This is a genomic window from Streptomyces sp. NPDC001903 (assembly GCF_042891345.1).
Classification (GTDB): domain Bacteria; phylum Actinomycetota; class Actinomycetes; order Streptomycetales; family Streptomycetaceae; genus Streptomyces.
In genome coordinates this window covers 62,746-87,069 of record NZ_JBIASZ010000028.1, presented here as the reverse complement: position 1 = coordinate 87,069, position 24,324 = coordinate 62,746, and the positions used below count along the sequence as shown (strand labels likewise).

Genomic DNA, 24,324 nt, shown 5'->3' with positions numbered 1-24,324 from the left:
CCCCGACATACCGACCGGTTAGTCTGCCCGGCATCCGGCCATCAACGCCATGAACGCCATCTATGCCATGAACGCCATGAACGCCATGAAGGGTGATCCCGTGAGCGCGTACCAGGACCAGCGAGTCGTCGTCACCGGCGCGGGCGGCGGCATCGGCGCCGCCCTCGCCCACCGCTTCGCCGCCGAGGGGGCCACGGTGGTCGTCAACGACCTCGACGCCGCCAAAGCCGCCGCCGTGGCGGGGGAGATCGGCGCCAAGGCGATCGCGGTCCCGGGCGACGCCTCGACCGTCGTCGCGCAGGCCCGCGAAGCACTCGGCGGCCGGGTGGACGTCTACTGCGCGAACGCCGGACTCGGCTCGGGCGGCGACGCGTTCGCCGACGAGGCCGTGTGGGAGGCGGCCTGGGACACCAACGTCATGGCGCACGTCCGCGCGGCCCGGCTGCTGCTGCCCGACTGGCTGGAGCGCGGGAGCGGGCGCTTCGTCTCCACCGTCTCGGCCGCAGGGCTGCTGACCATGATCGGGGCGGCGCCGTACAGTGTCACCAAGCACGGTGCGCTCGCCTTCGCGGAGTGGCTCTCGCTGACCTACCGCCACCGCGGCCTCCAGGTCCACGCCATCTGCCCGCAAGGGGTACGCACCGACATGCTGACGGCAGCGGGCTCGGCGGGCGCACTCGTCCTCGCGCCGACCGCGATCGAGCCGGAAGCGGTTGCGGACGCACTGTTCGACGGCATGGAGAAGGGCCGGTTCTTGATCCTCCCGCACCCCGAGGTCGCGGACTACTACGCCGCCCGCGCCACCGAACCGGACCGCTGGCTCACCGGCATGAGCCACATCCAGCAGAAGTGGGAGACCAGGTGACGCAGGCCGGCCCGCCCTCCCCGCCCTCCCGCTACGCCGCCAAGCCGTGGCTGGGCCTGCTCAGCCCGGCTCAGCGCGCCCCCGTCTCCCCGCCGCCGAGCCTGCTGCACGCCTTCCGCGAGGCCGTCGCCCGGGCCCCCGAACGCACCGCGCTGGCCTACTTCGACGGCCGCGTCGGCTACGCGGAGACCGACGCGCTCTCCGACTCCCTCGCCGGCCACCTCGCCGCGCAGGGCATCGGGCGCGGCGACCGGGTCGCCGTCATGCTCCAGAACACCCCGCACTTCGTGCTCGCCGTCCTGGCCGCCTGGAAGGCCGGGGCGGTGGTCGTTCCGCTCAACCCCATGTACAAAGCGGGCGAGATCGGGCACATCCTGCGCGACTCCGGGGCCGCCGCGCTGGTCTGCGACGGCCGCGCGTGGACGGCGTACGCGGCCGAGGCGCTCCGCGGTACGGCCGTGCGGGTCGCCCTCACCGCCTCGGACCGGGACTTCCAGACCCGCGACGACCCGCGCGTCTTCGCGGCGGCGGAGCCCGTCCCGGCGGAGCCCGTCCCGGCGGAGCCCGCGCCGGCGGAGGCGGACGCCACCGCCCCGGTCACCCCCGCCGACCTCACCGCCACGGCCCGCGGGGGCCACCCCGCCCCGCCGGACCCCGGCCTCACCGCCTCCGACACCGCGCTCATCAGCTACACCTCCGGCACCAGCGGCACCCCCAAGGGCGCCATGAACCCGCACGGAGCGCTCAGCCACAACGCCGTCCGGCAGGTCACCGGGCACCCCCTCCCCGAGGGCGCCACCTACTTCGCCCTCGCGCCCCTCTTCCACATCACCGGCATGGTCTGCGAGCTCGGCGCCTGCTTCGCCAACGCCGGCACCCTGGTCCTCGCCCACCGCTTCGACGCCGGCGTCGTCCTCGACGCCTTCCTGGCGCACCGCCCCGCCTACGCCGTCGGCCCGGCCACCGCCTTCATGGCCCTCGCCGCACACCCCGAGGCCACCGCGGACCACTTCTCCTCGTTCCAGGTGCTCTCCTCCGGCGGCGCCCCGCTCCCGCCCGCCCTCGTCGAACGCCTCCGCGCCGCCTACGGCTTCTACCTGCGCAACGGCTACGGCCTCACGGAGTGCACCGCCCCCTGCGCCTCCGTCCCCGTACACCTCGAAGCCCCGGTGGACCCCGCCTCCGGCACCCTCTCCGTGGGCCTGCCCGGCGCCGACACCCTCGTACGGATCCTGGACGAGCGCGGCGCCGAGGTGCCCTTCGGGGAGACCGGCGAGATCGCCGTCCGCGGCCCGCAGGTCGTCCCCGGCTACTGGGGGCTGCCGGCGGACACCGCCAAGGCCTTCCCGGACGGCGAACTGCGCACCGGCGACGTCGGTTTCATGGACGCGGACGGCTGGCTCTACGTCGTCGACCGCAAGAAGGACATGATCAACGCCTCCGGGTTCAAGGTCTGGCCGCGCGAGGTCGAGGACGTGCTCTACACCCACCCCGCCGTGCGCGAGGCGGCCGTGGTCGGCGTCCCGGACCCGTACCGCGGCGAGAGCGTGAAGGCGTACGTGAGCCTGCGTCCGGGCACCTCGGCGGAGCCGGAGGAGCTGTCCGCGTACTGCGCCGCCCGCATCGCCGCGTACAAGTACCCGCGCCAAGTGGAGATCCTGCCTGTCCTGCCGAAGACGACGAGTGGCAAGATCCTGCGACGGGAACTGCGCGACCGCGGCTGAAAACAGCCGTACGGTCGCACAGCGGCTCGCACAGCTGGTCGTACGGACCAGGGAACAGGGAAGGGAAGGTCAGCGCCATGGCTGCCAGGACCACGGAGCCCGAGGGCACGCACGAGACCCCGGTGCCGCAGCGGCTGCTGGCCGTCGCCACCCGGCTCTTCGCCGAGCGCGGCTACGACCGCACCTCCGTCCAGGAGATCGTCGAGGCGGCCGGTGTCACCAAGGGCGCGCTCTACCACTACTTCGGATCCAAGGACGACCTGCTGCACGAGGTGTACGCGCGGATGCTGCGCCTCCAGCAGCAGCGCCTCGACGCGGTGGCCGACTCCGGCGCCCCGGTCGAGGAGCGGCTGCGCGCCGCGGCCGCCGACGTGGTGGTCACCACCATCGAGAACCTCGACGACGCGGCGATCTTCTTCCGGTCGATGCACCAGCTCAGTCCGGAGAAGTTCAAGCAGGTGCGGGCGGAGCGCCGGCGCTACCACGAGCGGTTCCGGGCGCTGGTCGAGGAAGGCCAGCGTACCGGGGTGTTCTCCACCGCCACCCCCGCGGACCTGGTGGTGGACTACCACTTCGGCTCGGTCCACCACCTGTCCACCTGGTACCGGGCGGACGGTCCGCTCACGCCGCAGCAGGTCGCCGATCACCTCGCCGACCTGCTGCTGCGCGCCCTGCGCCCCTGATGCCCTACGGGGCGACCTTCAGGAGCTTGTTCGCCGTGCCCGCCGAGGGGTTGGTCACGGCTCCGCTCGTGGCCGCGGCCGTCAGCGCCGCGGCCGTCTGCGCCGGGGTCGCGGTCGGGTGCCCGGCCAGGTAGACCGCCGCGGCGCCCACCACGTGCGGGGTGGCCATCGAGGTGCCCGAGATGGTCTTCGTACCGGTGTCGCTGTCGTTCCAGTCGGACGTGATGTCCGAACCCGGCGCGTACAGGTCCACCACGGAGCCGAAGTTCGAGAACGAGGACTGCTCGTCGTCGATGGTGCTCGACGCCACGGTGATCGCCTCCGGGACCCGCGAGGGGGAGCCCTGCCCGGCGTCGGCCGACTCGTTGCCCGCCGCCACCGCGAAGGTGACGCCCGAGGCGATGGCCCGGCGCACCGCCTCGTCGAGCGCCTCGTCCGCGCCGCCGCCCAGGCTCATGTTGGCCACCGAGGGGCCCGAGTGGTGCTGGGTCACCCAGTCGATCCCCGCGACCACCTGCTCGGTGGTGCCGGAGCCGTTGTCGTCCAGCACCCGCACCGCGACCAGCTTCGCCTTCTTGGCGACGCCGTGCGCGGACCCGGCTATGGTGCCCGCGACGTGCGTGCCGTGGCCGTTGCCGTCGTCGGCCTTGTCGTCGTTGTCCACCGCGTCGAACCCGGACGTCGCACGGCCGCCGAAGTCCTTGTGGGTCGTCCGTATCCCGGTGTCGATGACGTACGCCGTCACGCCCTCGCCGGCGCTGTCGGGGTAGTTGTACTTCTTGTCGCCCGCCTTGGCCGTCTGGTCGATCCGGTCCAGGCCCCATGACGGCGGGTTGTCCTGGGTGGCCTTGATGGTGAACTTCTTGTTCTGCACGACCTTGCCGACGGCCGGGTCCGCGGCGAGCCGCTTGGCCTCCGTCTCGCTCAGGCCGGCGGCCGAGAAGCCGTTGACCCCGGAGCTGTAGGTGCGCTTCAGCTCGCCGCCGTACTTCTTGGCCAGCTCTTCCTTGTTCGCGGATGCGTCGAGGATGACGACGTAGCTACCGCTGATCGCACCGGGTGCGCCCAGCCCGTAGACCGTTCCCTCGGCCGGTGTCGCCGCCCCCGCTAAGGGGCTGGCGATCAGGGCCACGGCGGCCGCCGCGGCGGCTCCCGTGCCGACCGCCGCGTACCGGAAGGTGCGCGAGCGCTTGTGAGTTGCCATCTGGAGAGTTCTCCTCTTGCTGACGTGTGGGGCGTCAAACTTTCTGGAGAACCCTGTTCCGATTGACAGGCGCAAATCAAGAACGTACCGGCGGTTCGGGGTTGTTCAACAAGGTTTCTTAAAAGGCCCCCCGCACCGCCTTCACGTCGTACATGGGTTCACGCGAACTCCTGCACGATTCCCGCACGTTCAGGAGCGGCCCGCGTACTTCTTCAGCTCCCGGTGCGCCAGCGAGCGCTGGTGCACCTCGTCCGGCCCGTCCGCCAGCCGCAGCGTCCGCGCCGCCGCCCACAGTTCGGCCAGCGGGAAGTCCTGGCTCACCCCGCCCGCGCCGTGCAGCTGCACCGCGTCGTCCAGGATCCGCACCACCGCCCGCGGGGTCGCGATCTTGATGGCCTGGATCTCGGTGTGCGCACCCCGGTTGCCGACCGTGTCCATCAGCCAGGCCGTCTTAAGCACCAGCAGGCGCAGCTGCTCCACGGTGACCCGGGCGTCCGCGATCCAGTTCTGCACGACCCCCTGCGCGGCCAGCTCCTTGCCGAAGGCCGTACGGCCCACCGCGCGCCGGCACATCAGCTCGATGGCCCGCTCCGCCATGCCGATCAGCCGCATGCAGTGGTGGATCCGGCCCGGGCCGAGCCGGGCCTGGGCGATCGCGAAGCCGGAGCCCTCCTCGCCGATCAGGTTCGCGGCCGGCACCCGGGCCCCGTCGAAGACCACCTCGGCGTGGCCGCCGTGGTCGTGGTCCTCGTACCCGTACACGGTCATCGCGCGGCGCACCTCGACGCCCGGAGTGTCGCGGGGGACCAGGATCATCGACTGCTGGCGGCGCGGATCGGCGCCTTCCGGGTCGGTCTTGCCCATGACGATGAAGATCTTGCAGTCCGGGTTCATGGCCCCGGAGATGAACCACTTGCGTCCGGTGACCACGTACTCGTCGGCCCCGCCACCGCTCGCCGAACGCTCGATGCGGGTCTCGATGTTCGTCGCGTCCGAGGAGGCCACCTCCGGCTCGGTCATCGCGAAGGCGGACCGGATCTCCCCGGCCAGCAGCGGCTCCAGCCACTGCTTCTTCTGCTCCTCGCTGCCGAACTGCGCGAGCACCTCCATGTTCCCGGTGTCCGGGGCCGCGCAGTTGGTCGCCATCGGCGCCAGGTGCGGGCTGCGGCCGGTGATCTCGGCGAGCGGGGCGTACTGGAGGTTGGTCAGCCCGGCGCCGTGCTCGGCATCCGGCAGGAAGAGGTTCCACAGGCCCTGGCGGCGCGCTTCGGCCTTCAGTTCACCGAAGACGGCCGGGGTGTCCCAGGGCGAGGCCAGCCGCGCGCGCTGCTCGGCGGCGACGGGTTCCGCCGGGTACACGTACGCGTCCATGAACGCGAGGAGCCGCTCGCGGAGTTCCTCGGTCCGGGCGTCGAATGCGAAGTCCATGGGTGTGTCTCAGCCTTCCTGGCCGTTTTCGGAGGGGTGCAGGCCCTGGAGGGTGGCCAGGCCGTGCTCGATGAACACCGGGACCAGATCGCCGATCCGGTCGAAGCCCGCGCCCACCGTCTGCCCGAGCGTGTAGCGGTAGTGGATGCCTTCGAGGATCACGGCGAGCTTGAACCAGGCGAAGGCGGTGTACCAGGCGATCGCGCCGGTGTCCCGGCCGGAGCGGGCGGCGTACCGCTCGATCAGCTCGGCGGGCGAGGGATGCCCCGGAGCCCCGCTCGTCGTGCTGACGGGCGAGTCGGTCAGCCCCAGGTCCGAGCTGTACATCACCAGCAGCCCGAGGTCGGTCAGCGGATCCCCGAGCGTGGACATCTCCCAGTCGAGCACCGCCCGGATCGTGTCGTCGGGACCGCCGATCAGGACGTTGTCCAGCCGGAAGTCCCCGTGCACCACGGTCGGGGCGGGGGAGTCGGGCAGGGAGCGGCCGAGCGCGGCGTGCAGCTCGTCGATGCCCGCGAGCTCGCGGCCCCGGGAGGAGTCGAGCTGCTTGCCCCAGCGGCGCAGCTGCCGGTCGAGGAAGCCCTCGGGCCGGCCGAAGTCGCCCAGGCCCACCGCCTGCGGATCCACCGCGTGCAAGTCGACCAGGGTGTCCACCAGCCCCAGCACCGCCCGCCGGGTGCGCTCGGGCCCGAGCGCGGCGAGCTGCTCGGCGCTCCGGTACGGGACCCCGTCCACGTACTCCATCACGTAGAACGGGGCCCCGAGGACCGACTCGTCCTCGCACAGGAGCACCGGCTCGGGCACCGGCACCGCCGTGCCGTGCAGCGCCCGGATGACCCGGTGCTCGCGCTTCATGTCGTGCGCCGTGGCCAGGACGTGGCCGAGCGGGGGGCGGCGCACCACCCAGCGGCCGGCCCCGTCGGTGATCTCGTACGTGAGGTTCGACCGGCCCCCTTCGATCAGCCGGCCGCGCAGCGCCCCGGCCACGAGCCCGGGCCGCGCCCGGTCGAGATGGCCGCGCAGCCGCTCCAGGTCGAGGCCCCGGGGGCCGGCCGAAGCGGACTCTGACGCTGAGGTCATGGTGCGCACCTCCGTACGGAGTGAACGGGAAGGATCGGACGAGTGACATCATGCCGACCAGTCGGTATGTCGTCCAGTGCGCAGGACGAACGCGTGCGGGCCGGAGGGGGGATCCCCTCCGGCCCGCACCGCCGTCTCATGCGTGACAGAGGATCGGCTTCCCGCCGTTCATCACCGTCATGTCCTGGAGCACCGCCAGTATGTTCAGCGGCGCCCCCTCCGGCTCCCCGGCCAGCTCGGCGTAGGCCCGGTGCAGGTTCGCCACCAGCCGCTCGCTCTCGCGCCAGGCGGCGAACTCGCCGAGATCGGCCCCTTGCGCCGCCTCCAGCGGGGTCAGCCCCTTGGCCCGGCCCTCCCGGGCCAGCTCGGCGACGTGGCGCAGATAGCGCTCGGTGGCCTCGTACGCGGACGGGTCCGTCAGCGGCCCGTGGCCCGGTACGACCGTCTCCGCGCCCAGCGAGCGCAGCAGGTCCAGCGCCCGCAGCGAACCGGCGAGCGAGCCCATCGCCAGGAACGGCGTGCCCTCGGCGAAGACCAGGTCGCCGGTGAAGACGACGCCCTGGCGCGGCAGGAAGACGATCGAGTCCCCGGTGGTGTGCGCGACGCCCGGGTGGATGACCCGGACCTCCGTCTCGCCGAGGTGGAACGTGGCCCGGTCGCTGTAGGTGAGGTCCGGCGCGGTGATCTCGACCGAACCGAAGTCGGTGTCCGGCCAGATCAGCTCCAGCTGGTGCCCGGCCGCGATCTGCTCGGCGCGCGCGTTGTCGTGCCCGAGGATCAGCGCCCCGGGGGCGAAGACGGCGTTGCCGTACGTGTGGTCGCCGTGGTGGTGGGTGTTGACCACCGTGCGCGGCAGCGGCACCCCGGCCGCAACGACCGCCTCGCGCAGGGCCAGGGCCCGCCGCTCGGTGGCCGCGGTGTCGATGAGCAGGGTCCGGCCCCCGTCGCTCACGAAGCCGGCGTTGTTCAGGCACCAGCCGCCGTCCGGCTGGACGTAGGCGTACACCCCGGTCGCGGGCTGGACGAGGTACGGCTCTTCGGCGGTCATGCGTGCTCTCCCCGGGTCGCTCTGACAAGCGGTCAGCATCCTGCCAGTCGCGGCGGCGCCGGGGGAGGGCGGGGGTCGGCCGGCCGGGCGGCCGATCGGGGTGCTTCCGCGGGCGGTCAGTGGTCGTCGTAGTGGCCGTCGTGCTCGGCGTGCCGGTGCCCGTCGTGCACGTAGTCCACGTGGTCGCCGTGTTGCACGGCCTCGTGCCCGCAGGCCGGCCCGTGGGCGTGGTCGTGGCCCTCGTGGGCCGCGTGCCCCGCGGGCTCGCACTCGTCCCAGTGCCCCGCGTGCTCGCGGTGCAGGTGGCCGTCGTGGGCGTAGTCGACGTGGTCCCCGTGGGAGACCTCGGTGTGGCCGCAGTCGGGGCCGTGGGTGTGCGCGTGGGTGGCGTGTTCCTGGTGCATGGTCGTCATGGCGCCGAGGCTAATGCGGAACGCCCCTTATCGCCTGTTCTGTACCGAACGGCACGGATAAGCCTGATCATCCGATCGGCAGCTCAGAGGATGACCGCCACCGCGAACACCGACAGCGCCACCGTGCACCCCACCACCGCCAGAGCCGACCGCGGCGCGAGCCCCGGCGGCCGGGCCGCCGCCAACTGCCGCACCCGCCGGTGCGCGATCCCCAGGAACGCGAGCCAGATCAGCACGATCACCGCCGCCGCGAGCACCTCCACCCCGGAGCCCGATCCGCGCAGCGCCGTCCGCAGCGCCAGCACCGCCGTCACCGAGCACGCCAGCGTCGTACGCCGCCACGCGAGCCGGGTCCGCTCGGGCTGCAGCCCCGCGTCGCGGCCCGCCGTACGCGAGGCCGTCACGGCCGGCTCGTCCAGCCCATCAGCACCACCAGCACCATCGACACCGCGACCAGCCCCACCCCCAGGCTCAGCACCACCGGGAACCGGGAGATCGGCAGGTCCTCGCCCCGCCGCATCGCCCGCTCGCAGGTGACCCAGTGGTTCACCGCCCGCAGGGCGCAGGCGGCGCCCACCGCGAGCAGCGCGAGGGACATCCCGATCCGCACCCCCCAGCGCAGGTCCGGCAGGAACTGGTCCACCGCGAATCCGCCGCCCACCAGGGCGAGGGCGGTCCGGATCCAGGCCAGGAAGGTCCGCTCGTTGGCGAGCGAGAACCGGTAGTCGGGGGTCTCGCCCTCGTCCCTCACCCGCTGCGGCGCGAACCAGAGGCGCACGTCCTTGACGAAGTCGATCACCCGGCCAATCTACTGGTGGGACCCCCGGTGCGCGCGCAGCCGCCGGTACGCCTCCAGCCCGTCCGGCACCCACTCCCACGCCCCGTCCGCGACCCGCCCCGCCAGCTCCTCCTCGGAGAGCCACGCGTGCCAGGCCACCTCCGACTCCTGCGGCCGCACCGGCAGCTCGCAGCGCACCTCGTGCACGTACGACCACCAGGCCCCGCCCGGCCCCTCGTACAGGAACTTGAACAGCGGCACCGGCTGCGCCAGCCCCGCCACCCCCAGTTCCTCCTCGGCCTCCCGCAGCGCGGCCCCGGCGTAGCCCTCGCCGGCGCCCACCACTCCGCCCACGAACATGTCGTAGGCGGACGGGAAGACCAGCTTCGAAGCCGTCCGCCGGTGCACGAAGATCCGCCCCAGCGCGTCCCTGGCCTGGACGAACACGCACCGGTGGAGCAGCCCTCGCGCGTACACCTCGCCCCGCGGCGCCCGCCCCGTCACCCGGTCTTCCCGGTCCACCACGTCCAGCACTTCGTCAGCAGCACTCACGGGGCTCATCCAACCACCGCTGTTGACTGGTTACCGCTCCGTAGCAAAGGATCTGCCCCATCACCGACCGGAGGACGGGTTCGCCATGACGTACGACGCAGACGTGATCGTGATCGGGGCGGGGCTCGCCGGCCTCGCGGCCACCGCCGAGCTCGTCGACGCGGGCCGCAAGGTCATCCTGCTCGACCAGGAGCCCGAGCAGTCGATCGGCGGCCAGGCGCACTGGTCCTTCGGCGGGCTGTTCTTCGTCGACTCGCCCGAGCAGCGGCGGATGCGGATCAAGGACAGTCGCGAGCTCGCCCTCCAGGACTGGCGCGGCACCGCCGCCTTCGACCGCGAGGAGGACGCCTGGCCGCGCCGCTGGGCGGAGGCGTACGTGGACTTCGCGGCGGGCGAGAAGCGGCCCTGGCTGCACGCCCAGGGCGTCCGCTTCTTCCCGGTGGTCGGCTGGGCCGAACGCGGCGGCTACGACGCGAACGGCCACGGCAACTCCGTCCCCCGCTTCCACATCACCTGGGGCACCGGACCGGGCCTCGTCGCCCCGTTCGAGCGGCGGGTCCGCGCCGGGGTGGCCCGCGGCCTGGTGCAGCTCCGCTTCCGCCACCGGGTGACCGGGCTCGCCCGGACCGCCGGCGTCCTGGACACCGTGACGGGCGAGGTCCTGGAACCCTCGGACGCCGTACGGGGCACCGCGAGCGGCCGCGAGAGCACCGGGGCCTTCTCGCTCCGGGCCCAGGCGGTGATCGTCACCAGCGGCGGCATCGGCGGCAACCACGACCTCGTGCGCAAGCAGTGGCCGGCCCGGCTCGGCACCCCGCCGCAGCGGATGCTCTCCGGGGTACCGGCGCACGTGGACGGCCTGATGCTCGGCATCGCGGAGGAGGCCGGGGCCAGCCACATCAACAAGGACCGGATGTGGCACTACACCGAGGGCATCGAGAACTGGGACCCGATCTGGACCCGGCACGGCATCCGCATCCTGCCCGGCCCGTCCTCGCTCTGGCTGGACGCCACCGGCAAGCGGCTGCCCGTACCGCTCTTCCCCGGGTTCGACACCCTCGGCACGCTCGACCACATCATGAAGACCGGCCACGACCACACCTGGTTCGTGCTCAACCAGCGCATCATCGGCAAGGAGTTCGGCCTCTCCGGCTCCGAGCAGAACCCGGACCTGACCGGCAAGTCGGTCCGCGACGTCATCGACCGGGCGCGCCAGGCCGTACCGGGGCCCGTGAAGGCCTTCATGGACAAGGGCGCGGACTTCGTCGTCGAACGCGACCTCGCCTCGCTGGTGCGCGGCATGAACGCGGTCACCAAGGAGGACCTGCTCGACGAGGAGACCGTCCGCCGGGAGATCGTGGCCCGGGACCGCGAGATCGCCAACCCCTTCACCAAGGACCTCCAGGTGACGGCCATCCACGGCGCCCGCAAGTACCTCGGCGACAAGCTGATCCGCACCGCCGCCCCGCACCGGATCCTCGACCCGAAGGCGGGCCCGCTGATCGCCGTACGGCTCTCCATCCTGACCCGCAAGTCCCTGGGCGGGCTGGAGACCGACCTGTCGTCCCGGGTCCTCACCGGCTCCGGCGAGCCGCTGCCCGGCCTGTACGCGGCGGGCGAGGCGGCCGGCTTCGGCGGCGGCGGGGTCCACGGCTACCGCGCCCTGGAGGGCACCTTCCTGGGCGGCTGCATCTTCTCGGGCCGCGCGGCCGGCCGCGCGGCTGCCGAGGCGGTCGGCTGAGACCCTGGGGGTGTCCGCAAAGTCCCGCCTGCCCCGCGGCGCCCGGCACGCGCTCTCCGCGCACCGGGCGAAATCCCGAGTACGTCCAGTACACCGGCTTCCGCCCGGCACACCGAGAGCACGCACCGGACGCCGCGGGACTGCCCTTCGGGCGCACGGCGCTACTTTGCGGACACCCCCTAGGGGGTGTCCGGAAGGATCTCGACGACCCGGAAGCGCTCCGCGACGACCAGCGTGTCGTCGGACACGGCGAACTCCGGGTCGCCGAGCACCTCCCGGATCTCCGGCCCGTGCCAGTACCGCTCGTGGACGGCGCGCCATTCGGCCACGGACGTGAACCCCTCGCCCTCGTCCAGCGCGTGCGCGAGGTCCACCTCCGCGAGCGGCAGCACCCGTACGTCCGTCACCTCCAGGACGGCCACCGGACGCTCGGCGGAGTCCATGACCGCCATCCGCTCGCCCACCACCGGCAGCGGGTCGCCCACGGCCTCGTACTCGGTCAGCAACCCCGTCGTCGAGGTCTTCTCCCCGCTCAGCACCGCCGCCACCAGGGAGTCGCGCAGCGGGCCGGGGAAGGCGAACAGAGCGGGCGGGAGATCCTCGTACGTCGTCATGGACCCACCCTACGGTCGCCCCCGCGGCGGCCGCGAACGAGTTGAACCGCCCCAACTGTCCCCATGCCGGCACCAGTTGAAACACGCCACGCAGTGGACTGGACCTTGACTCGGAGCTGTGCGTACCGCTTTGCTGTGCGTGATCATCCAGCCAAACCGTCCGCCCGCGCCCGTGTTCTGGAGGGAATTCCGCGGATGTCCCCGCCTCCGCCGCCCCTCGGCCGCGCCCGCAAGCGGGACGCCCAGCTCTTCGACCCGGCCCTGTGCGATACCGAACTGGTCGACGTACGGGCCCAGTTCACCCAGGGCCGGTGGGTCAAGGCCCGCTCCCTACTCGTCGCCACCGGCGACGACTGGGACCGCCGCGGCCACCGCCTCGTCGTGCTCGCCGAGACCCCCGCCGCCACCGCCTGGGCCCGCGAATGGCTGCTCGCCGAACCCGAGAGCCCCGACGCCGCCACCCTCCTCGCCTGCGCCGCCGTCTTCACCGCCCTGCGCCGCAAGGGCACGCCCGAGGCCGCCGAGGAGGCCTGCCGCCGGGCCGCCGCGCTGCTCCCCGCCGACCCCACCCCCTGGCTCGGGCTGCTCATGCTCACCCGGGCCTTCGGCAGCGTGGAGGAGTTCAGCCGCCACTTCGACCAGGTCCGGGCCCGCCACCGCGAACACCACCACGCCCACCACCTGATGGTCGCCCGGCTGGCCGAACACACCCCCTCGTCCGGCCACGACCCCCTCCACGAGGTCTACGACTTCGCCGCCTGGGCCGCCGAGGAGTCCCCGGCCGACTCCCCGCTGGCCGTCCTCCCGGTCATCGCCCACGCCGAGCGCTACCGGGTGCTGGCCGGCAAGTACGGCTCCGACAGCAGCGCCGGAGCCGTGGCCCACTGGTCGAGCCGCCGCGCCCGCCAGGTGCTGCGCTCCGCCTTCGACTGGTGGCTGGAGTGGGAGCGCGAGGACCACCCCCGCAACCGGGTCGACCTCAACTTCCTGGCCCACGCCAAGCTCTGCGAGGGCCGTCCGGCCGAGGCTGCGGCCCTCTTCCACCGCATCGGCAGCCACGCCACGCCCGCCCCCTGGTCCTATCCGGACCTCGACCCGCACAAGGCCTTCCTCGCCGCCCGCAGCGCCGCGCTCGGCACGGCCTGAGCGGCGGGGCCGCACGGCACCCCGCACGACCGCACCCCGCACGACGCACCCCCGCTCCGCACGACCTCCCCCGGACCTTCCCCCGAAAGGACCCCCGCCATGGCGACGGGCAGATCCACCACGCTCAGCACCGCGCCCGAGATCCGCACCTACAAGGGCCAGGACCGCGCCCTGCGCGCCGACCGCCTCGGCACCGCCGGACTGCTGCTCTCCGTACTCGCCGCCAGCGCGCCCCTGATGGTGGTCGCCGGCGTGATGCCCACCACCTTCGGCGTCATGGGCATCGTCGGCCAGCCCCTGCTCTTCGTGATCCTCGGGGTCGTGCTCGCCCTCTTCGGCATCGGCTACGCCGAGATGAGCCGGCACGTCCACAACGCCGGCGCCTTCTACGCGTACATCGCCCGCGGCCTCGGCCCCACCGCGGGCGCCGGCGCCTCGCTCGTGGCCCTCGTCGCCTACAGCGCCATGCAGGTCGGCGTCTACGGCATCCTCGGCTTCGAGATGTCGGGCCTCTTCGCCACCTACCTCCGGATCGACGTGGCCTGGTGGATACCGGCCCTGGCGGCCGTCGCCCTCACCGGCGCGCTCGGCTGGCTCAAGATCGACCTCAACGCCAAGGTCCTCGGCGTCCTCCTCCTCATCGAGGTCGTCCTCGTCGTCGTCTTCGACATCGCGGCCCTCGGCAAGCCCGCCGCCGAAGGCCTCTCGCTGCAGGCCTTCAACCCCGCGACCCTGAGCGGACCCGGTCTCGGCACGGCCCTGTGCTTCTGCATCGCCGCCTTCGTCGGCTTCGAGCAGTCCCCGGTCTACGCCGAGGAGACCAGCAAGCCCCACATCGTCGTCTCCCGCGTGATGTTCCTGGCCGTCGGCTTCGTCGCCCTCTTCTTCGCCTTCAGCGCCTGGGCCCTCACCGTCGCCACCGGCCCCTCCGAGGTCGTCAAGACCTCCGCCGAAGCCGGCCCCGGCCTGCTCTTCCAGCTCACCGAGGCCCGCCTCGGCGCCGCCTTCACCGACGTCCTGCACGTCCTCTTCGTGACCGGCATGTTCGCCGCCATGCTCAGCTTCCACAACGTGGTGGCCCGCTACGCCTTCGCCATGGGCCGCGAGGGCCTGCTCCCGGCCGCCTTCGGGCGGACCAACGCCGGCACCGGCGCCCCCGCCACCGGCTCGCTCCTGCAGACCGTCGTCTCCGTCCTCGTCGTCCTGGCCTTCGCCGTCACCGACGACAAGCCGGCCGGGGACCCCACCACGCCGGTCCTGCACCTGTTCACCTGGATGGGCAACGTCGGCGCCCTCGGCGTGACGCTGCTCATGGCCGCCGCCTCCTTCGCCGTCATCGCCTTCTTCGTCCGCCGCGGCACCGCCGGGGCCCAGGTCTGGCGGCTCGTCGCGGCCGGCGCCGCCGGGATCGCCCTCCTCGCCATCGCCGTCTACACGGTGAAGGACTTCGACGTCCTGGTCGGCGCCGAGAAGGGCTCCGCGCTCAGCTGGATCCTGCCCGGGATCATCGGCGCCTCCGTCGTGGGCGGGCTGCTGTACGGGGCCGTCCTGCGCAGCCGCCGGCCCGAGGTGCACGCCCGCATCGGCCTCGGGAACGAGGCCTTCCGCCTCGACCAGGCCGCGGAGGCCGACCCCCGCGACTGAGCCCCGCCGCCTCGCTTTCGTGCTCGTACGAAGCCCCCGGCACCTGTTTCCATGGTCGCCGGGGGCTTCTGTGCGTGGAGGCCGGGTTTTGGCCATGGCCGGGGCTCATGGTCTCCTGGGGCGACAAAAACATCCGGACCCCCGCACAGGTGACACCACCCAGCTCCCCTGCGCGGCGGCACGGACCTGCCTGTCCCACCCACGAAGGCGAAGCCCTACATGAGTGACCGCACCTTGACCGAGGCCCCCGCCCCGGCGTCCTCCCGCCACGTCGACGCCGGTGACGAGGGCTACAGCAAGGACCTCAAGTCCCGCCACATCAACATGATCGCGATCGGCGGGGCGATAGGCACCGGCCTGTTCCTCGGCGCCGGCGGCCGGCTCGCCAACGCGGGCCCCTCCCTCGCGATCGCCTACGCGGTGTGCGGCATCTTCGCCTTCTTCGTCGTCCGGGCCCTCGGCGAGCTCGTGCTCTACCGGCCCTCCTCCGGCGCGTTCGTCTCCTACGCGCGCGAGTTCATGGGGGAGAAGGGCGCCTACACGGCCGGCTGGCTGTACTTCCTGAACTGGTCCACGACCACCGTGGCCGACATCACCGCGGCCGCGACCTACGCCCACTTCTGGTCCATGTTCACCAGCGTCCCGCAGTGGGTCCTCGCCCTGATCGCCCTCGCCGTGGTCCTCACCGCGAACCTGATCTCGGTGAAGTACTTCGGCGAGATGGAGTTCTGGTTCTCCCTGGTCAAGGTCGCCGCGCTGGGCATCTTCCTGCTCGTCGGCATCTACCTGGTCGCCACCAGCCACCCGATCGACGGCCACACCCCGGGCCTGTCCTCGATCACCGACAACGGCGGCATCTTCCCGTCCGGCATGCTCCCGATGCTCCTGCTGCTCCAGGGCGTGGTCTTCGCGTACGCCTCCGTCGAGCTGTGCGGAGTCGCCGCGGGCGAGACCGAGAACCCCGAGAAGATCATGCCGAAGGCGATCAACTCGATCATGTGGCGCGTGGGCCTCTTCTACGTCGGCTCGGTGATCCTGCTCGCGCTGCTGCTCCCGTACACCTCGTACTCCTCGGACCAGAGCCCCTTCGTCACCGTCTTCGACAAGCTGGGCGTCCCCGGCGCCGCCGGCATCATGAACCTCGTCGTCCTGACCGCGGCGCTCTCCAGCCTGAACTCCGGGCTCTACTCCACCGGCCGCATCCTGCGCTCGATGGCCATGTCCGGCTCCGCGCCGAAGTTCACCGCCCGCATGAACAAGGGCAAGGTCCCCTACGGCGGCGTGCTCTTCACCGCCGCCTTCGGCCTCGCCGGCGTCGGCCTGAACTACCTGATGCCGAAGGACGCCTTCGAGCTCGTCCTGAACTTCGCCTCGCTGGGCATCCTCGGCACCTGGGCCATGGTCATGATCTGCTCGCTCTTCTTCTGGCGGCGCGCGCAGCAGGGCGGCGTGCAGCGCCCGTCCTACCGCCTGCCCTGGGCCCCGTACACGCAGATCGTCACGCTGGTGTTCCTGGCCGCCGTGCTGGTCCTCATGTGGTGCGACGGCGGCGTCGGCCGCACCACGGTGATGTGCGTCCCCGTCATCGGGGCGGCCCTCGTCGGCGGCTGGTTCCTGGTCCGTGGCCGCGTGGCGGAGATCGCCGCGAACCGCTGACGGCCCCTGGCCGCGCACCGAACACAGAAGGACCCCGCCGCAGGGCGGGGTCCTTCTGCGTTGTCGTGAGGCGGTGGGTCAGGCCTTCTTGACCACGCCGGACTTCAGCTGCATGGCGCCGAAGCCGTCGATCCTGCAGTCGATGTCGTGGCCGTCCACGCCGTCGATCAGCCGGATGTTGCGCACCTTCGTGCCCGCCTTGATCCCGGACGGGCTGCCCTTGACCTTGAGCGCCTTGACCACGGTCACGCTGTCGCCGTCGCTGAGCACATTGCCCACGGCGTCCTTGACGACTTTCTCGCCGGAGCCCTGCCCGGCCTGCGCGCCGTCCTCGGCGGGAACCCATTCGTGGCCGCACTCCGGGCACACCACGAGGGCGTTCATCTCGTAGGTGTACTCACAGGAGCATGTCGGGCAGGGAGGAAGGTTCTCGATCACGTCTTCAGGGTAGCCGCAGCGAGAACGGGCCGGACAACGCGAAGAACCCCACCGAAGTGGGGTTCTCGCTCTGTGTCCGAGGGGGGACTTGAACCCCCACGCCCGATAAAGGGCACTAGCACCTCAAGCTAGCGCGTCTGCCATTCCGCCACCCGGACAAGGTGTCTGTCTCACGTCCCTCGCGGGCCGTTCCGACGTGGAAAACATTACCAAACATTCCGGGGTCCTCGATCACACCCCCCGGCGGCCGAGGATCGCCCTTGGGGAGAGCCGGGTGAAGCGGGAGGATGGGGAGGCAGTCGGTACCGATCAGTGGGAGGAAGCAGCGTGAGCGAGTCGAGCGCGGGCAGGACCGTCTCGGGCGAGGACGAGGTCGTCGACCTCTGTCGGGACCTCATCCGGATCGACACCAGCAACTACGGGGACCACTCCGGTCCCGGGGAGCGCAAGGCGGCCGAGTGGATCGCGGAGAAGCTCGCCGAGGTCGGGCTCGAGCCGCAGATCTTCGAGTCCCACAAGGGGCGCGCCTCGACCGTGGCACGCATCGAGGGGGAGGACCCGTCGCGCCCGGCGCTGCTGATCCACGGGCACACCGACGTGGTCCCGGCCAACGCCGCCGACTGGACGTACGACCCCTTCTCGGGCGAGATCGCCGACGGCTGCGTGTGGGGCCGCGGCGCCGTCGACATGAAGGACATGGACGCGATGACGCTGGCCGTCGTGCGCGACCGGCTGCGCAGCGGCCGCAAGCCCCCGCGGGACATCGTGCTGGCCTTCCTCGCCGACGAGGAGGCGGGTGGCGTGTTCGGCGCCCGGCACCTCGTGGACAAGCACCCCGGGCTCTTCGACGGGGTCACCGAGGCGATCGGCGAGGTCGGCGGCTTCTCCTTCACCGTCAACGAGAACCTGCGGCTGTACCTGGTGGAGACCGCCCAGAAGGGCATGCACTGGATGCGGCTCACGGTGGACGGCACCGCGGGCCACGGCTCGATGACGAACAACGACAACGCCATCACGGAGCTGTGCGAGGCCGTGGGCCGCCTCGGCCGCCACCAGTGGCCGGTGAGGGTCACCAAGACGGTACGGAGCTTCCTGGACGAGCTCTCGGACGCGCTGGGCACCCCGCTCGACCCGGACGACATGGACGCGACCCTGGCCAAGCTCGGCGGCATCGCCAAGATGGTCGGCGCGACCCTGCGCAACTCGGCCGCCCCGACCATGCTCGGCGCCGGCTACAAGGTGAACGTCATCCCCGGCCAGGCCACCGCCCACGTCGACGGGCGCTTCCTGCCCGGCTACGAGGACGAGTTCTTCGCCGACCTCGACCGGATCCTCGGGCCGCGCGTGAAGTACGAGGACGTGCACGGGGACCGGGCGCTGGAGACGGACTTCGACGGGAAGCTCGTCGACGCCATGCAGGGCGCCCTCAAGGCCGAGGACCCGATCGCGCGGGCGGTCCCGTACATGCTCTCCGGCGGTACGGACGCGAAGTCCTTCGACGACCTCGGCATCCGGTGCTTCGGCTTCGCCCCGCTGCAGCTGCCGCCGGAGCTGGACTTCGCCGGGATGTTCCACGGAGTGGACGAGCGGGTGCCGGTCGACGGGCTGAAGTTCGGCGTGCGCGTGCTCGACCGATTCATCGACAACTGCTGAGAATCGGGAAGGTGTGCGTTTCTCACTGGGAAGAGTGAATGCACTCATACGCTCGTAGCCCTGGTGATGCCTCCTCGTTACAGGTGGTGCGGTCCGCGGCTGGGACCGCATTGCCAACTAGGAGGAACAATGTTCAAGAAGGTTGTCGCCGCTGCGGCTGCCACCGGTGGTCTGGTTCTCGCGGGTGCGGGCCTGGCCCAGGCCGACGCGGGTGCCCAGGGTGCGGCCATCGGCTCCCCGGGCGTCCTGTCCGGCAACGTCGTCCAGGTCCCCGTCCACGTTCCCGTGAACGTCTGCGGTAACACGGTCAACGTGATCGGCCTGCTGAACCCGGCTTTCGGCAACACCTGCGTCAACGCCTGACGTTTCTGAAGTCTTGGGCCCCGGAGCGCATTCCAGCGCTCCGGGGCCGCCGGGCTTTGGAGGCCCGGCTGTTCTTACACCGCAGGGGGACAAACACGATGCGACGACAGGCAGCGGTCACCAGGAAGACCCTGATCACCATGGCGGCGGCGGGGGGTGTGCTCGCGCTGGGTGGGGGTTACGCACACGCGGACTCCGGCACGTCCGGCCATGCCGTGAACTCTCCGGGCGTGGCGTCCGGGAACTCCGACCACGTACCCGTGGACGCTCCGGTGAACCTGTGCGGCAACACCGTCTCGGTGGTGGGGCTGCTCAACCCGGCCTTCGGGAACCGGTGTTCCAACGACTCGGCCACGCCGAACCACCCCGGTCACCCGGGGCACCCGGGCAACCCCGGCCACCCGGCCGAGCCCGAGGAGCCGGACGAGCCGTGCGACGAGGACGAGCCGCACCACCCGGGCCACCCCGGGTACCCCGGAAACCCGGGCACTCCCGGTCACCCGGGCACCCCCGGAACGCCCGGCCACCCCGGTCACCCGGGCAACCCGGGTACTCCGGGTACGCCCGGCAACCCCGGCACTCCTGGCCAGCCCGGCACTCCGGGTACGCCCGGCACCCCCGGCCAGCCCGGCAACCCGGGGAACCCCGGCACTCCGGGCCAGCCCGGCAACCCCGGCACCCCCGGGCTTCCCGGCGGACCCGCCGGGCCCGGCGCGGGCGGGGTCACCCCCGTCACCCACCCCGGCCAGGGGATCGCGCCGGCCCAGCAGGCCGGGCTCGCCGCCACCGGCGCGGGAGACGTCCTCGGCGTGGGCCTTCCGCTGGCCGCGGGCACGCTGCTGGCCGGCGCCGTGCTCTACCGGCGCGCCCGCAGCGCTGCCTGACGGGCGTCGGCCGTAGGACGCGGGCCCCGGACCGGGGCCCGCGTCACCCGTCCCACCTCACCAGGTGGCGCGGACCTGACGGATGATCCTGCGGCGCAGCCGCACCCGACGGCTGCCGTCCCGGTACAGGGCCAGCCTGTCGATTTCCCAGTTCCCGTACTCGGCATGGTCGGTGAGCAGGCGGGTCGCCTCCTTGCGGGGCACGCCGCGGGGCACGTACACGTCGACAAATTCGTATTCCGGCATCGCATCTATTGTGCGGGCAGAGCCCTGCTACGGATAGCGTCTGCACTATGTCTGATGCCGCTCTGCCCAGTGTTGCCGAGGTACGCGCCGCCGCCGAGGCGGTCAAGGCCGCGCTCGACCGCCACCTCGCCGCGGTCGAGAGCAGGATCGGGGACGAGGACCCGGCCGTCTACGCCGCTTTCAACGAACTCGCCGCGGCCGCCGAGGAGTACGACGAGCTCCTCTACGACCGCTACGACGAGGTCACCCCGTTCGAGATCCCCACGCCCGAGGACGGTGTCCCGTACACCGGGCCCGCCGAGCCCGCCGCCTTCAGCGTGCTCATCCGCCGTGACTACGCCGTCGTCGAACCGCCGAGGCTGATCGCGCAGGCCGAGCGCGTGGCCGCGCACGACCGGGAGGCCGAGCTCGCCCTCGACGGCGGCACCGCCGGTGCGCTCGGCGTGCTCTTCGGGGAGTACGAGCCCGACGAGATCGCCTCCCGCTACAAGGAGTTCGGCCTGGAGGAGGGGGACTCCACGCTCTGGATCGCGGCCTCGGAGGAGGTGTCGGAACCGGGGGAGTGGCTGGGCTCGCCCTTCGGGCACACCGATCCGCAGGACGTACTGCACCGGTTCGACGTCAGCTCCGTCTTCGACGAGGAGAGCGACGAGTTCGACGAGGAAGAGGAAGAAGAGGCCGGCGGCCGGGCGGCCAGGCCCGGCCTGACCCCTGCCTGACCCCGGTCCGCACACGACACCGCGGCCCCCGTCCCGAAAGGGCGGGGGCCGCGGTGCGCACGGTCACTGCGGGGTCATCGCGGCGTCACTCCGGCTGCTCCTGCGCCGCCGCCACGAGGGCCCGCAGCAGCCCCGTCAGCCGGGTCGTGCGCGGCTTCGGCAGCACCTCGGCGACCGCCCGCGGCAGCGCCTGGTCGACGCCGTGCACCACCGACAGGTGCCGCTCCGCCCGCCCGAACGCCGTGTACACCCAGTCCCGGGAGAGGGCCTGCGCCGCGTCTCCGGGCAGCACGACGACCGCGGCCGGCCAGCGCGCGCCGACGGCCTGGTGCGCGGTCACCGCCCAGCCGTGCCGCACCTGCGCGTCCACCTGCTCCTTCGGTACGACGATCCGCTCGCCGGCGGCGTCCAGGTGCAGCCCCTGCGCGTCGGCGGACACCACCCGGGCCGGCACGGCCCGGCCGGGCGAGGGCACGTGCACGACGCGGTCGCCGGGGTCGAAACCGCCGAACCGGCCGGGGCCCGGGTTCAGCCGCTCCTTGAGGGCCGCGTTCAGCGCCCTCGTGCCCGCCGAGCCGCCGTGGCCGGGGGTGATGACCTGCACCGCGTCCGCCGGGATCCCGAAGGCGCGCGGTACGGACTCGGCCACCAGCTGCACGGCGCGGTGGACGGCCTCCCCGGCGTCGCGCACCGGGACGATGACGACCTCCTTGCCGGGGGCTTCGACCTGGTTCAGCTCGCCGATGCCGATGCCCGATACGAGTTCGCCGATCGGGCCGGGATCGGGGGTGCGGGAGACCAGCTGGGGGCAGGCGCGGGCGGCCAGGACATCGCCGAACACCCGGCCGGGCCCGGCGGACCCGAGTACCCCGGGGTCCCCGGAGAGCACCAGGCGGGCCCCGTCGGGGACGGACTCGACGAGCGCGGCGGCGGTCTCCACGTCCAGTTGCGGGGCGTCCAGGACCACGAGCAGGTCCACGGCGAACTGCCCGTCGGCGTCCCGGCCGGGCCCGGCGGCGCCGGAGAGCAGGTCGGCGACGGCGACGGCGCCGTGCGCCGGGGTGTGCGCGGCCAGGCAGACGCGCAGGCCCTGGTCGCGGGCGGCGGCCAGCAGGGCCAGCGGTTCGGCGCGGGCGGCCTCGCCGCCGGTGTGGGCGACCAGGCCGTGGCCGGAGACGGCGCGGATCAGCTCCGCGCCGGGGCCGGTGGCGGCCTTCTCCCAGTCCGCCGGGGCGTCGAAGGTGTTGGCCAGCCGGGCCAGGCCGTCGGCCAGGCTCTCCTCGGCCAGCGCGTGGCCCTCCAGGCCCACGAGCACGCGGACGGGCTGCTCCTCGCCTTCGGCGGCGGGCGGGCCGAGCGGCTCCTGGAAGACGAGGACGGTGCCCTCGCCGATGGCCTGTTCCAGGGACTCGGCCGGGTCCGGCACACCGTACTGGGCGAGGGCGGCTTCGAGGGTGGGGGCCTCCAGGGCGGTGTGCCCCTTGAGCGCGGCCTGCTCCAGCAGCCAGCCCAGGAGCGCGGCGGCCCGCCGCTCGTCGCCCGGACCGGCTTCGGGGCCGAGCAGGGCCCGGGCGAAGCCGTCGGCCTGGGTGGGGCGGACGCCGGTGACGGCGAGGAGCCGCCAGGGGTCGTGCGCGAGCCGCTCGGCGGCGTCCTCACCGAGGGCGGTGGCGGCCGGCAGGGCCAGCGCCTCGGGGGCGCCGCCGCGGGCGAGCACGGCGCGCACGCCCTCGACGCCGGCGGCGGTCGGGGCGGGGGCACCGGCCGCGGGCCGGGGGACACGGGGGGCGGCGGGAGCCTGCGGGGCCCGGCGGGGGGCGGTGGGCGCCTCGTCGAAGTACACGGGGGAGGGCTTCTCCCCGCTCTCCACGGCCCGTACGGCGGCCAGCAGATCGGCGGCCTTCCCACTGAGCTTGGCCCCGGCCTCCACGGGTGCCTGCCGCTCGGCCTTGCGGCGGGCGATGCGCTCGCGCTCCACCTTCTGCGCGGCCAGTTCGGCGGCGGCCTCGCTCAGCACCGGCTGCGCGGCCTCGTCGGAGCCGCCCGGGGCCTCCGGCCCGCCGGCTGCGCCCGCTTCGGCCTCGGCCTCGGCCTCGGCTTCGACCCCGACCTCGGGCTCGGCGGAGTCGGTGCCGTCCGCCACACCGGAGCCGTCCCCGCCCCCGTCCCCGGCCTCCGGCCCGCCGGAGTGGGCCGCGCCTTCGTCGGCCCCCGGCGCCGCCTGCGTGCCGGCGTCCTCCGGGCCGGCTTCGGCGGAGCCCTGCGGCTCCGCCGCTTCCGTGCCGGAGGGGGCCGCCTCGGGGGTGGCCGGGTCCTTCGGGGAATCGGCTTGGCGGTCCGTGCTCACAGCGTGCTCCAGTCGTGGTCGGGATAGCGGTGCACGGGCGCCGACACATCGTCCAGCGCCCGGCAGATCTCCTCCGGAAGGGTAAGCGGCTCCACCGACAACGCCTCGCTGAGCTGCGCCGACGTCCTGGCCCCCACGATCGGCGCGACCACTCCCGGCCGGTCCCGGATCCACGCCAGGGCCACCTGGAGCGGGGTCACCGCCAGCCCCTGGGCCGCCGTCGCCACCGCGTCCACGATGCCGCCCGCCGCCTCGTCCAGGTACGGGTCCACGAAGCCGGCCATGGTCGGGGACGCGCCCCGCGAGTCCGCCGGGGTCGTGCCGTCCCGGTACTTGCCCGTCAGGACGCCGCGGCCCAGCGGGGAGGAGGGGAGCAGCCCGACGCCCAGGTCCAGCGCCGCCGGCAGCACCTCGCGCTCCACGCCCCGCTGGAGCAGCGAGTACTCCAGCTGCGCCGACGCCAGCCGCGTCCGCAGCCCCGGAGCCGCCAGCTGCCACGTCGCCGCCTTCGCCAGCTGCCAGCCCGAGAAGCCGGCCACCCCCGCGTACCGGGCCCGGCCGCTGCTCACCGCCAGGTCCAGCGCCTGGAGGGTCTCCTCCAGCGGGGTCGCCGGGTCGAAGGCGTGGACCTGCCACAGGTCGACGTGGTCGGTGCCCAGGCGGGCCAGCGAATCGTCCAGCGCGGCGAGGAGGTGCCCGCGCGAGCCGTCGACCCGGCGGTCGGCGGCCCGGACCGAGCCCGACTTCGTCGCGATCACCAGGTCCCGGCGCGGGACCAGCCCGTCGATCAACTGCCCCAGCAGGTACTCCGCCTCACCGCCCCCGTACACGTCGGCGGTGTCGACGAGCGTGCCGCCCGCCTCCCAGAACGTCTTCAACTGCTCGGCAGCGCCCGACTCGTCCGGGCCCTCCGCGGAACGGCCCCAGGTCAGGGTGCCGAGGCCGATCCGGGACACGCGCAGTCCGGTGCGGCCGAGATGCCTCTGCTCCATGACCGCTGAGACTACTGGGGCACTGCCGCCGGACGCCCTGGCGCGCTACAGTCCCCCGCAGACGTACGTTACTGATCGGTAAACCGGCAACACCGTAAGGGGACGA

At 72.9% G+C, this 24,324-nt stretch carries 24 protein-coding genes and 1 tRNA gene; 11 read left to right on the top strand and 14 right to left on the bottom strand.

The window, feature by feature from the left end; all coding sequences use genetic code 11:
* Positions 1–85: 85 nt before the first annotated feature.
* From ACFYZS_RS37915 to ACFYZS_RS37905, 3 genes are all read left to right on the top strand, one after another.
* On the top strand, positions 86–865 hold the full coding sequence (locus ACFYZS_RS37915; protein ID WP_389023371.1) for an SDR family oxidoreductase: 780 nt from the start codon (positions 86–88) through the stop codon (positions 863–865).
* Complete coding sequence (locus ACFYZS_RS37910) at positions 850–2,589, top strand: class I adenylate-forming enzyme family protein (protein ID WP_389023335.1); 1,740 nt, start codon at positions 850–852, stop codon at positions 2,587–2,589. Before ACFYZS_RS37915 ends, ACFYZS_RS37910 begins: the two co-directional genes overlap by 16 nt.
* Before the next feature lie 77 nt (positions 2,590–2,666).
* Positions 2,667–3,272 (top strand): TetR/AcrR family transcriptional regulator, encoded by a 606-nt coding sequence (locus tag ACFYZS_RS37905; protein ID WP_389023332.1) that lies wholly within the window; start codon positions 2,667–2,669, stop codon positions 3,270–3,272.
* Positions 3,273–3,276: 4 nt separating this feature from the next.
* Here ACFYZS_RS37905 and ACFYZS_RS37900 read toward each other — a convergent pair whose 3' ends face one another.
* From ACFYZS_RS37900 to ACFYZS_RS37865, 8 genes are all read right to left on the bottom strand, one after another.
* Complete coding sequence (locus ACFYZS_RS37900) at positions 3,277–4,476, bottom strand: S8 family serine peptidase (RefSeq protein WP_389023329.1); 1,200 nt, start codon at positions 4,474–4,476, stop codon at positions 3,277–3,279.
* Between the two features lie 189 nt (positions 4,477–4,665).
* Positions 4,666–5,904: an acyl-CoA dehydrogenase family protein gene (locus ACFYZS_RS37895; RefSeq protein ID WP_389023326.1), complete on the bottom strand. Its 1,239-nt coding sequence runs from the start codon at positions 5,902–5,904 to the stop codon at positions 4,666–4,668.
* 9 nt (positions 5,905–5,913) lie between these two features.
* On the bottom strand, positions 5,914–6,984 hold the full coding sequence (locus ACFYZS_RS37890) for a phosphotransferase family protein (protein ID WP_389023323.1): 1,071 nt from the start codon (positions 6,982–6,984) through the stop codon (positions 5,914–5,916).
* Between the two features lie 136 nt (positions 6,985–7,120).
* Positions 7,121–8,032, bottom strand: a complete 912-nt coding sequence (locus tag ACFYZS_RS37885; RefSeq protein ID WP_389023320.1) for an MBL fold metallo-hydrolase — start codon at positions 8,030–8,032, stop codon at positions 7,121–7,123.
* A 116-nt stretch (positions 8,033–8,148) separates the two neighbouring features.
* A complete protein-coding gene (locus tag ACFYZS_RS37880; RefSeq protein ID WP_389023318.1) occupies positions 8,149–8,445 on the bottom strand; it encodes a hypothetical protein in 297 nt (98 codons plus the stop codon).
* An 83-nt stretch (positions 8,446–8,528) separates the two neighbouring features.
* Positions 8,529–8,849, bottom strand: coding sequence for a DUF202 domain-containing protein (locus tag ACFYZS_RS37875; RefSeq protein ID WP_389023315.1), 321 nt, complete (start codon positions 8,847–8,849; stop codon positions 8,529–8,531).
* A complete protein-coding gene (locus tag ACFYZS_RS37870; RefSeq protein ID WP_389023312.1) occupies positions 8,846–9,244 on the bottom strand; it encodes a YidH family protein in 399 nt (132 codons plus the stop codon). The genes ACFYZS_RS37875 and ACFYZS_RS37870 overlap by 4 nt, the downstream gene beginning before the upstream one ends.
* Positions 9,245–9,253: 9 nt before the next feature.
* Positions 9,254–9,775, bottom strand: a complete 522-nt coding sequence (locus ACFYZS_RS37865) for an NUDIX domain-containing protein (RefSeq protein ID WP_389023309.1) — start codon at positions 9,773–9,775, stop codon at positions 9,254–9,256.
* A gap of 85 nt (positions 9,776–9,860) precedes the next feature.
* On the opposite strand from ACFYZS_RS37865, the gene ACFYZS_RS37860 reads away from it, so the two are divergent.
* Entirely contained in the window at positions 9,861–11,516 is a 1,656-nt protein-coding gene (locus ACFYZS_RS37860; RefSeq protein ID WP_389023306.1) for an FAD-binding dehydrogenase, read from the top strand.
* 179 nt (positions 11,517–11,695) lie between these two features.
* On the opposite strand, the gene ACFYZS_RS37855 is transcribed toward ACFYZS_RS37860, so the two are convergent.
* Complete coding sequence (locus ACFYZS_RS37855; protein WP_389023303.1) at positions 11,696–12,130, bottom strand: ASCH domain-containing protein; 435 nt, start codon at positions 12,128–12,130, stop codon at positions 11,696–11,698.
* A gap of 195 nt (positions 12,131–12,325) precedes the next feature.
* Here ACFYZS_RS37855 and ACFYZS_RS37850 point away from each other — a divergent pair, with 195 nt between their 5' ends.
* The 3 genes from ACFYZS_RS37850 to ACFYZS_RS37840 all read left to right on the top strand — a co-directional run bounded on the left by ACFYZS_RS37850 (position 12,326) and on the right by ACFYZS_RS37840 (position 16,576).
* Positions 12,326–13,276, top strand: coding sequence for a hypothetical protein (locus tag ACFYZS_RS37850; RefSeq protein ID WP_389023300.1), 951 nt, complete (start codon positions 12,326–12,328; stop codon positions 13,274–13,276).
* A gap of 99 nt (positions 13,277–13,375) precedes the next feature.
* Entirely contained in the window at positions 13,376–14,920 is a 1,545-nt protein-coding gene (locus ACFYZS_RS37845) for an APC family permease (protein ID WP_389023297.1), read from the top strand.
* Positions 14,921–15,139: 219 nt separating this feature from the next.
* Positions 15,140–16,576 (top strand): amino acid permease, encoded by a 1,437-nt coding sequence (locus ACFYZS_RS37840; protein WP_389023294.1) that lies wholly within the window; start codon positions 15,140–15,142, stop codon positions 16,574–16,576.
* 78 nt (positions 16,577–16,654) lie between these two features.
* Here the strand turns inward: ACFYZS_RS37840 and ACFYZS_RS37835 are convergent, their stop codons facing one another.
* Complete coding sequence (locus ACFYZS_RS37835) at positions 16,655–17,014, bottom strand: zinc ribbon domain-containing protein YjdM (RefSeq protein ID WP_389023291.1); 360 nt, start codon at positions 17,012–17,014, stop codon at positions 16,655–16,657.
* A gap of 73 nt (positions 17,015–17,087) precedes the next feature.
* A tRNA-Leu gene (locus ACFYZS_RS37830) sits at positions 17,088–17,172 on the bottom strand.
* A gap of 169 nt (positions 17,173–17,341) precedes the next feature.
* Here ACFYZS_RS37830 and ACFYZS_RS37825 point away from each other — a divergent pair.
* The 3 genes from ACFYZS_RS37825 (at position 17,342) to ACFYZS_RS37815 (ending at position 19,914) form a co-directional block, all read left to right on the top strand.
* Positions 17,342–18,667 carry a M20/M25/M40 family metallo-hydrolase gene (locus ACFYZS_RS37825; protein ID WP_389023289.1) on the top strand — a complete coding sequence of 442 codons (1,326 nt, stop codon included), beginning with the start codon at positions 17,342–17,344 and terminating at the stop codon, positions 18,665–18,667.
* A 129-nt stretch (positions 18,668–18,796) separates the two neighbouring features.
* Positions 18,797–19,030, top strand: coding sequence for a chaplin ChpH (gene chpH, locus ACFYZS_RS37820; protein WP_389023286.1), 234 nt, complete (start codon positions 18,797–18,799; stop codon positions 19,028–19,030).
* A 98-nt stretch (positions 19,031–19,128) separates the two neighbouring features.
* Entirely contained in the window at positions 19,129–19,914 is a 786-nt protein-coding gene (locus tag ACFYZS_RS37815) for a chaplin family protein (protein WP_389023283.1), read from the top strand.
* Positions 19,915–19,971: 57 nt separating this feature from the next.
* Here the strand turns inward: ACFYZS_RS37815 and ACFYZS_RS37810 are convergent, their stop codons facing one another.
* Complete coding sequence (locus ACFYZS_RS37810; protein WP_030860319.1) at positions 19,972–20,160, bottom strand: DUF5703 family protein; 189 nt, start codon at positions 20,158–20,160, stop codon at positions 19,972–19,974.
* Positions 20,161–20,207: 47 nt separating this feature from the next.
* Here ACFYZS_RS37810 and ACFYZS_RS37805 point away from each other — a divergent pair, with 47 nt between their 5' ends.
* Positions 20,208–20,879 (top strand): hypothetical protein, encoded by a 672-nt coding sequence (locus ACFYZS_RS37805; protein WP_389023280.1) that lies wholly within the window; start codon positions 20,208–20,210, stop codon positions 20,877–20,879.
* 85 nt (positions 20,880–20,964) lie between these two features.
* Here ACFYZS_RS37805 and ACFYZS_RS37800 read toward each other — a convergent pair whose 3' ends face one another.
* Positions 20,965–23,226: an ATP-dependent RecD-like DNA helicase gene (locus ACFYZS_RS37800; RefSeq protein WP_389023277.1), complete on the bottom strand. Its 2,262-nt coding sequence runs from the start codon at positions 23,224–23,226 to the stop codon at positions 20,965–20,967.
* On the bottom strand, positions 23,223–24,218 hold the full coding sequence (locus ACFYZS_RS37795) for an aldo/keto reductase (protein ID WP_389023274.1): 996 nt from the start codon (positions 24,216–24,218) through the stop codon (positions 23,223–23,225). Before ACFYZS_RS37795 ends, ACFYZS_RS37800 begins: the two co-directional genes overlap by 4 nt.
* Positions 24,219–24,324: the final 106 nt, after the last annotated feature.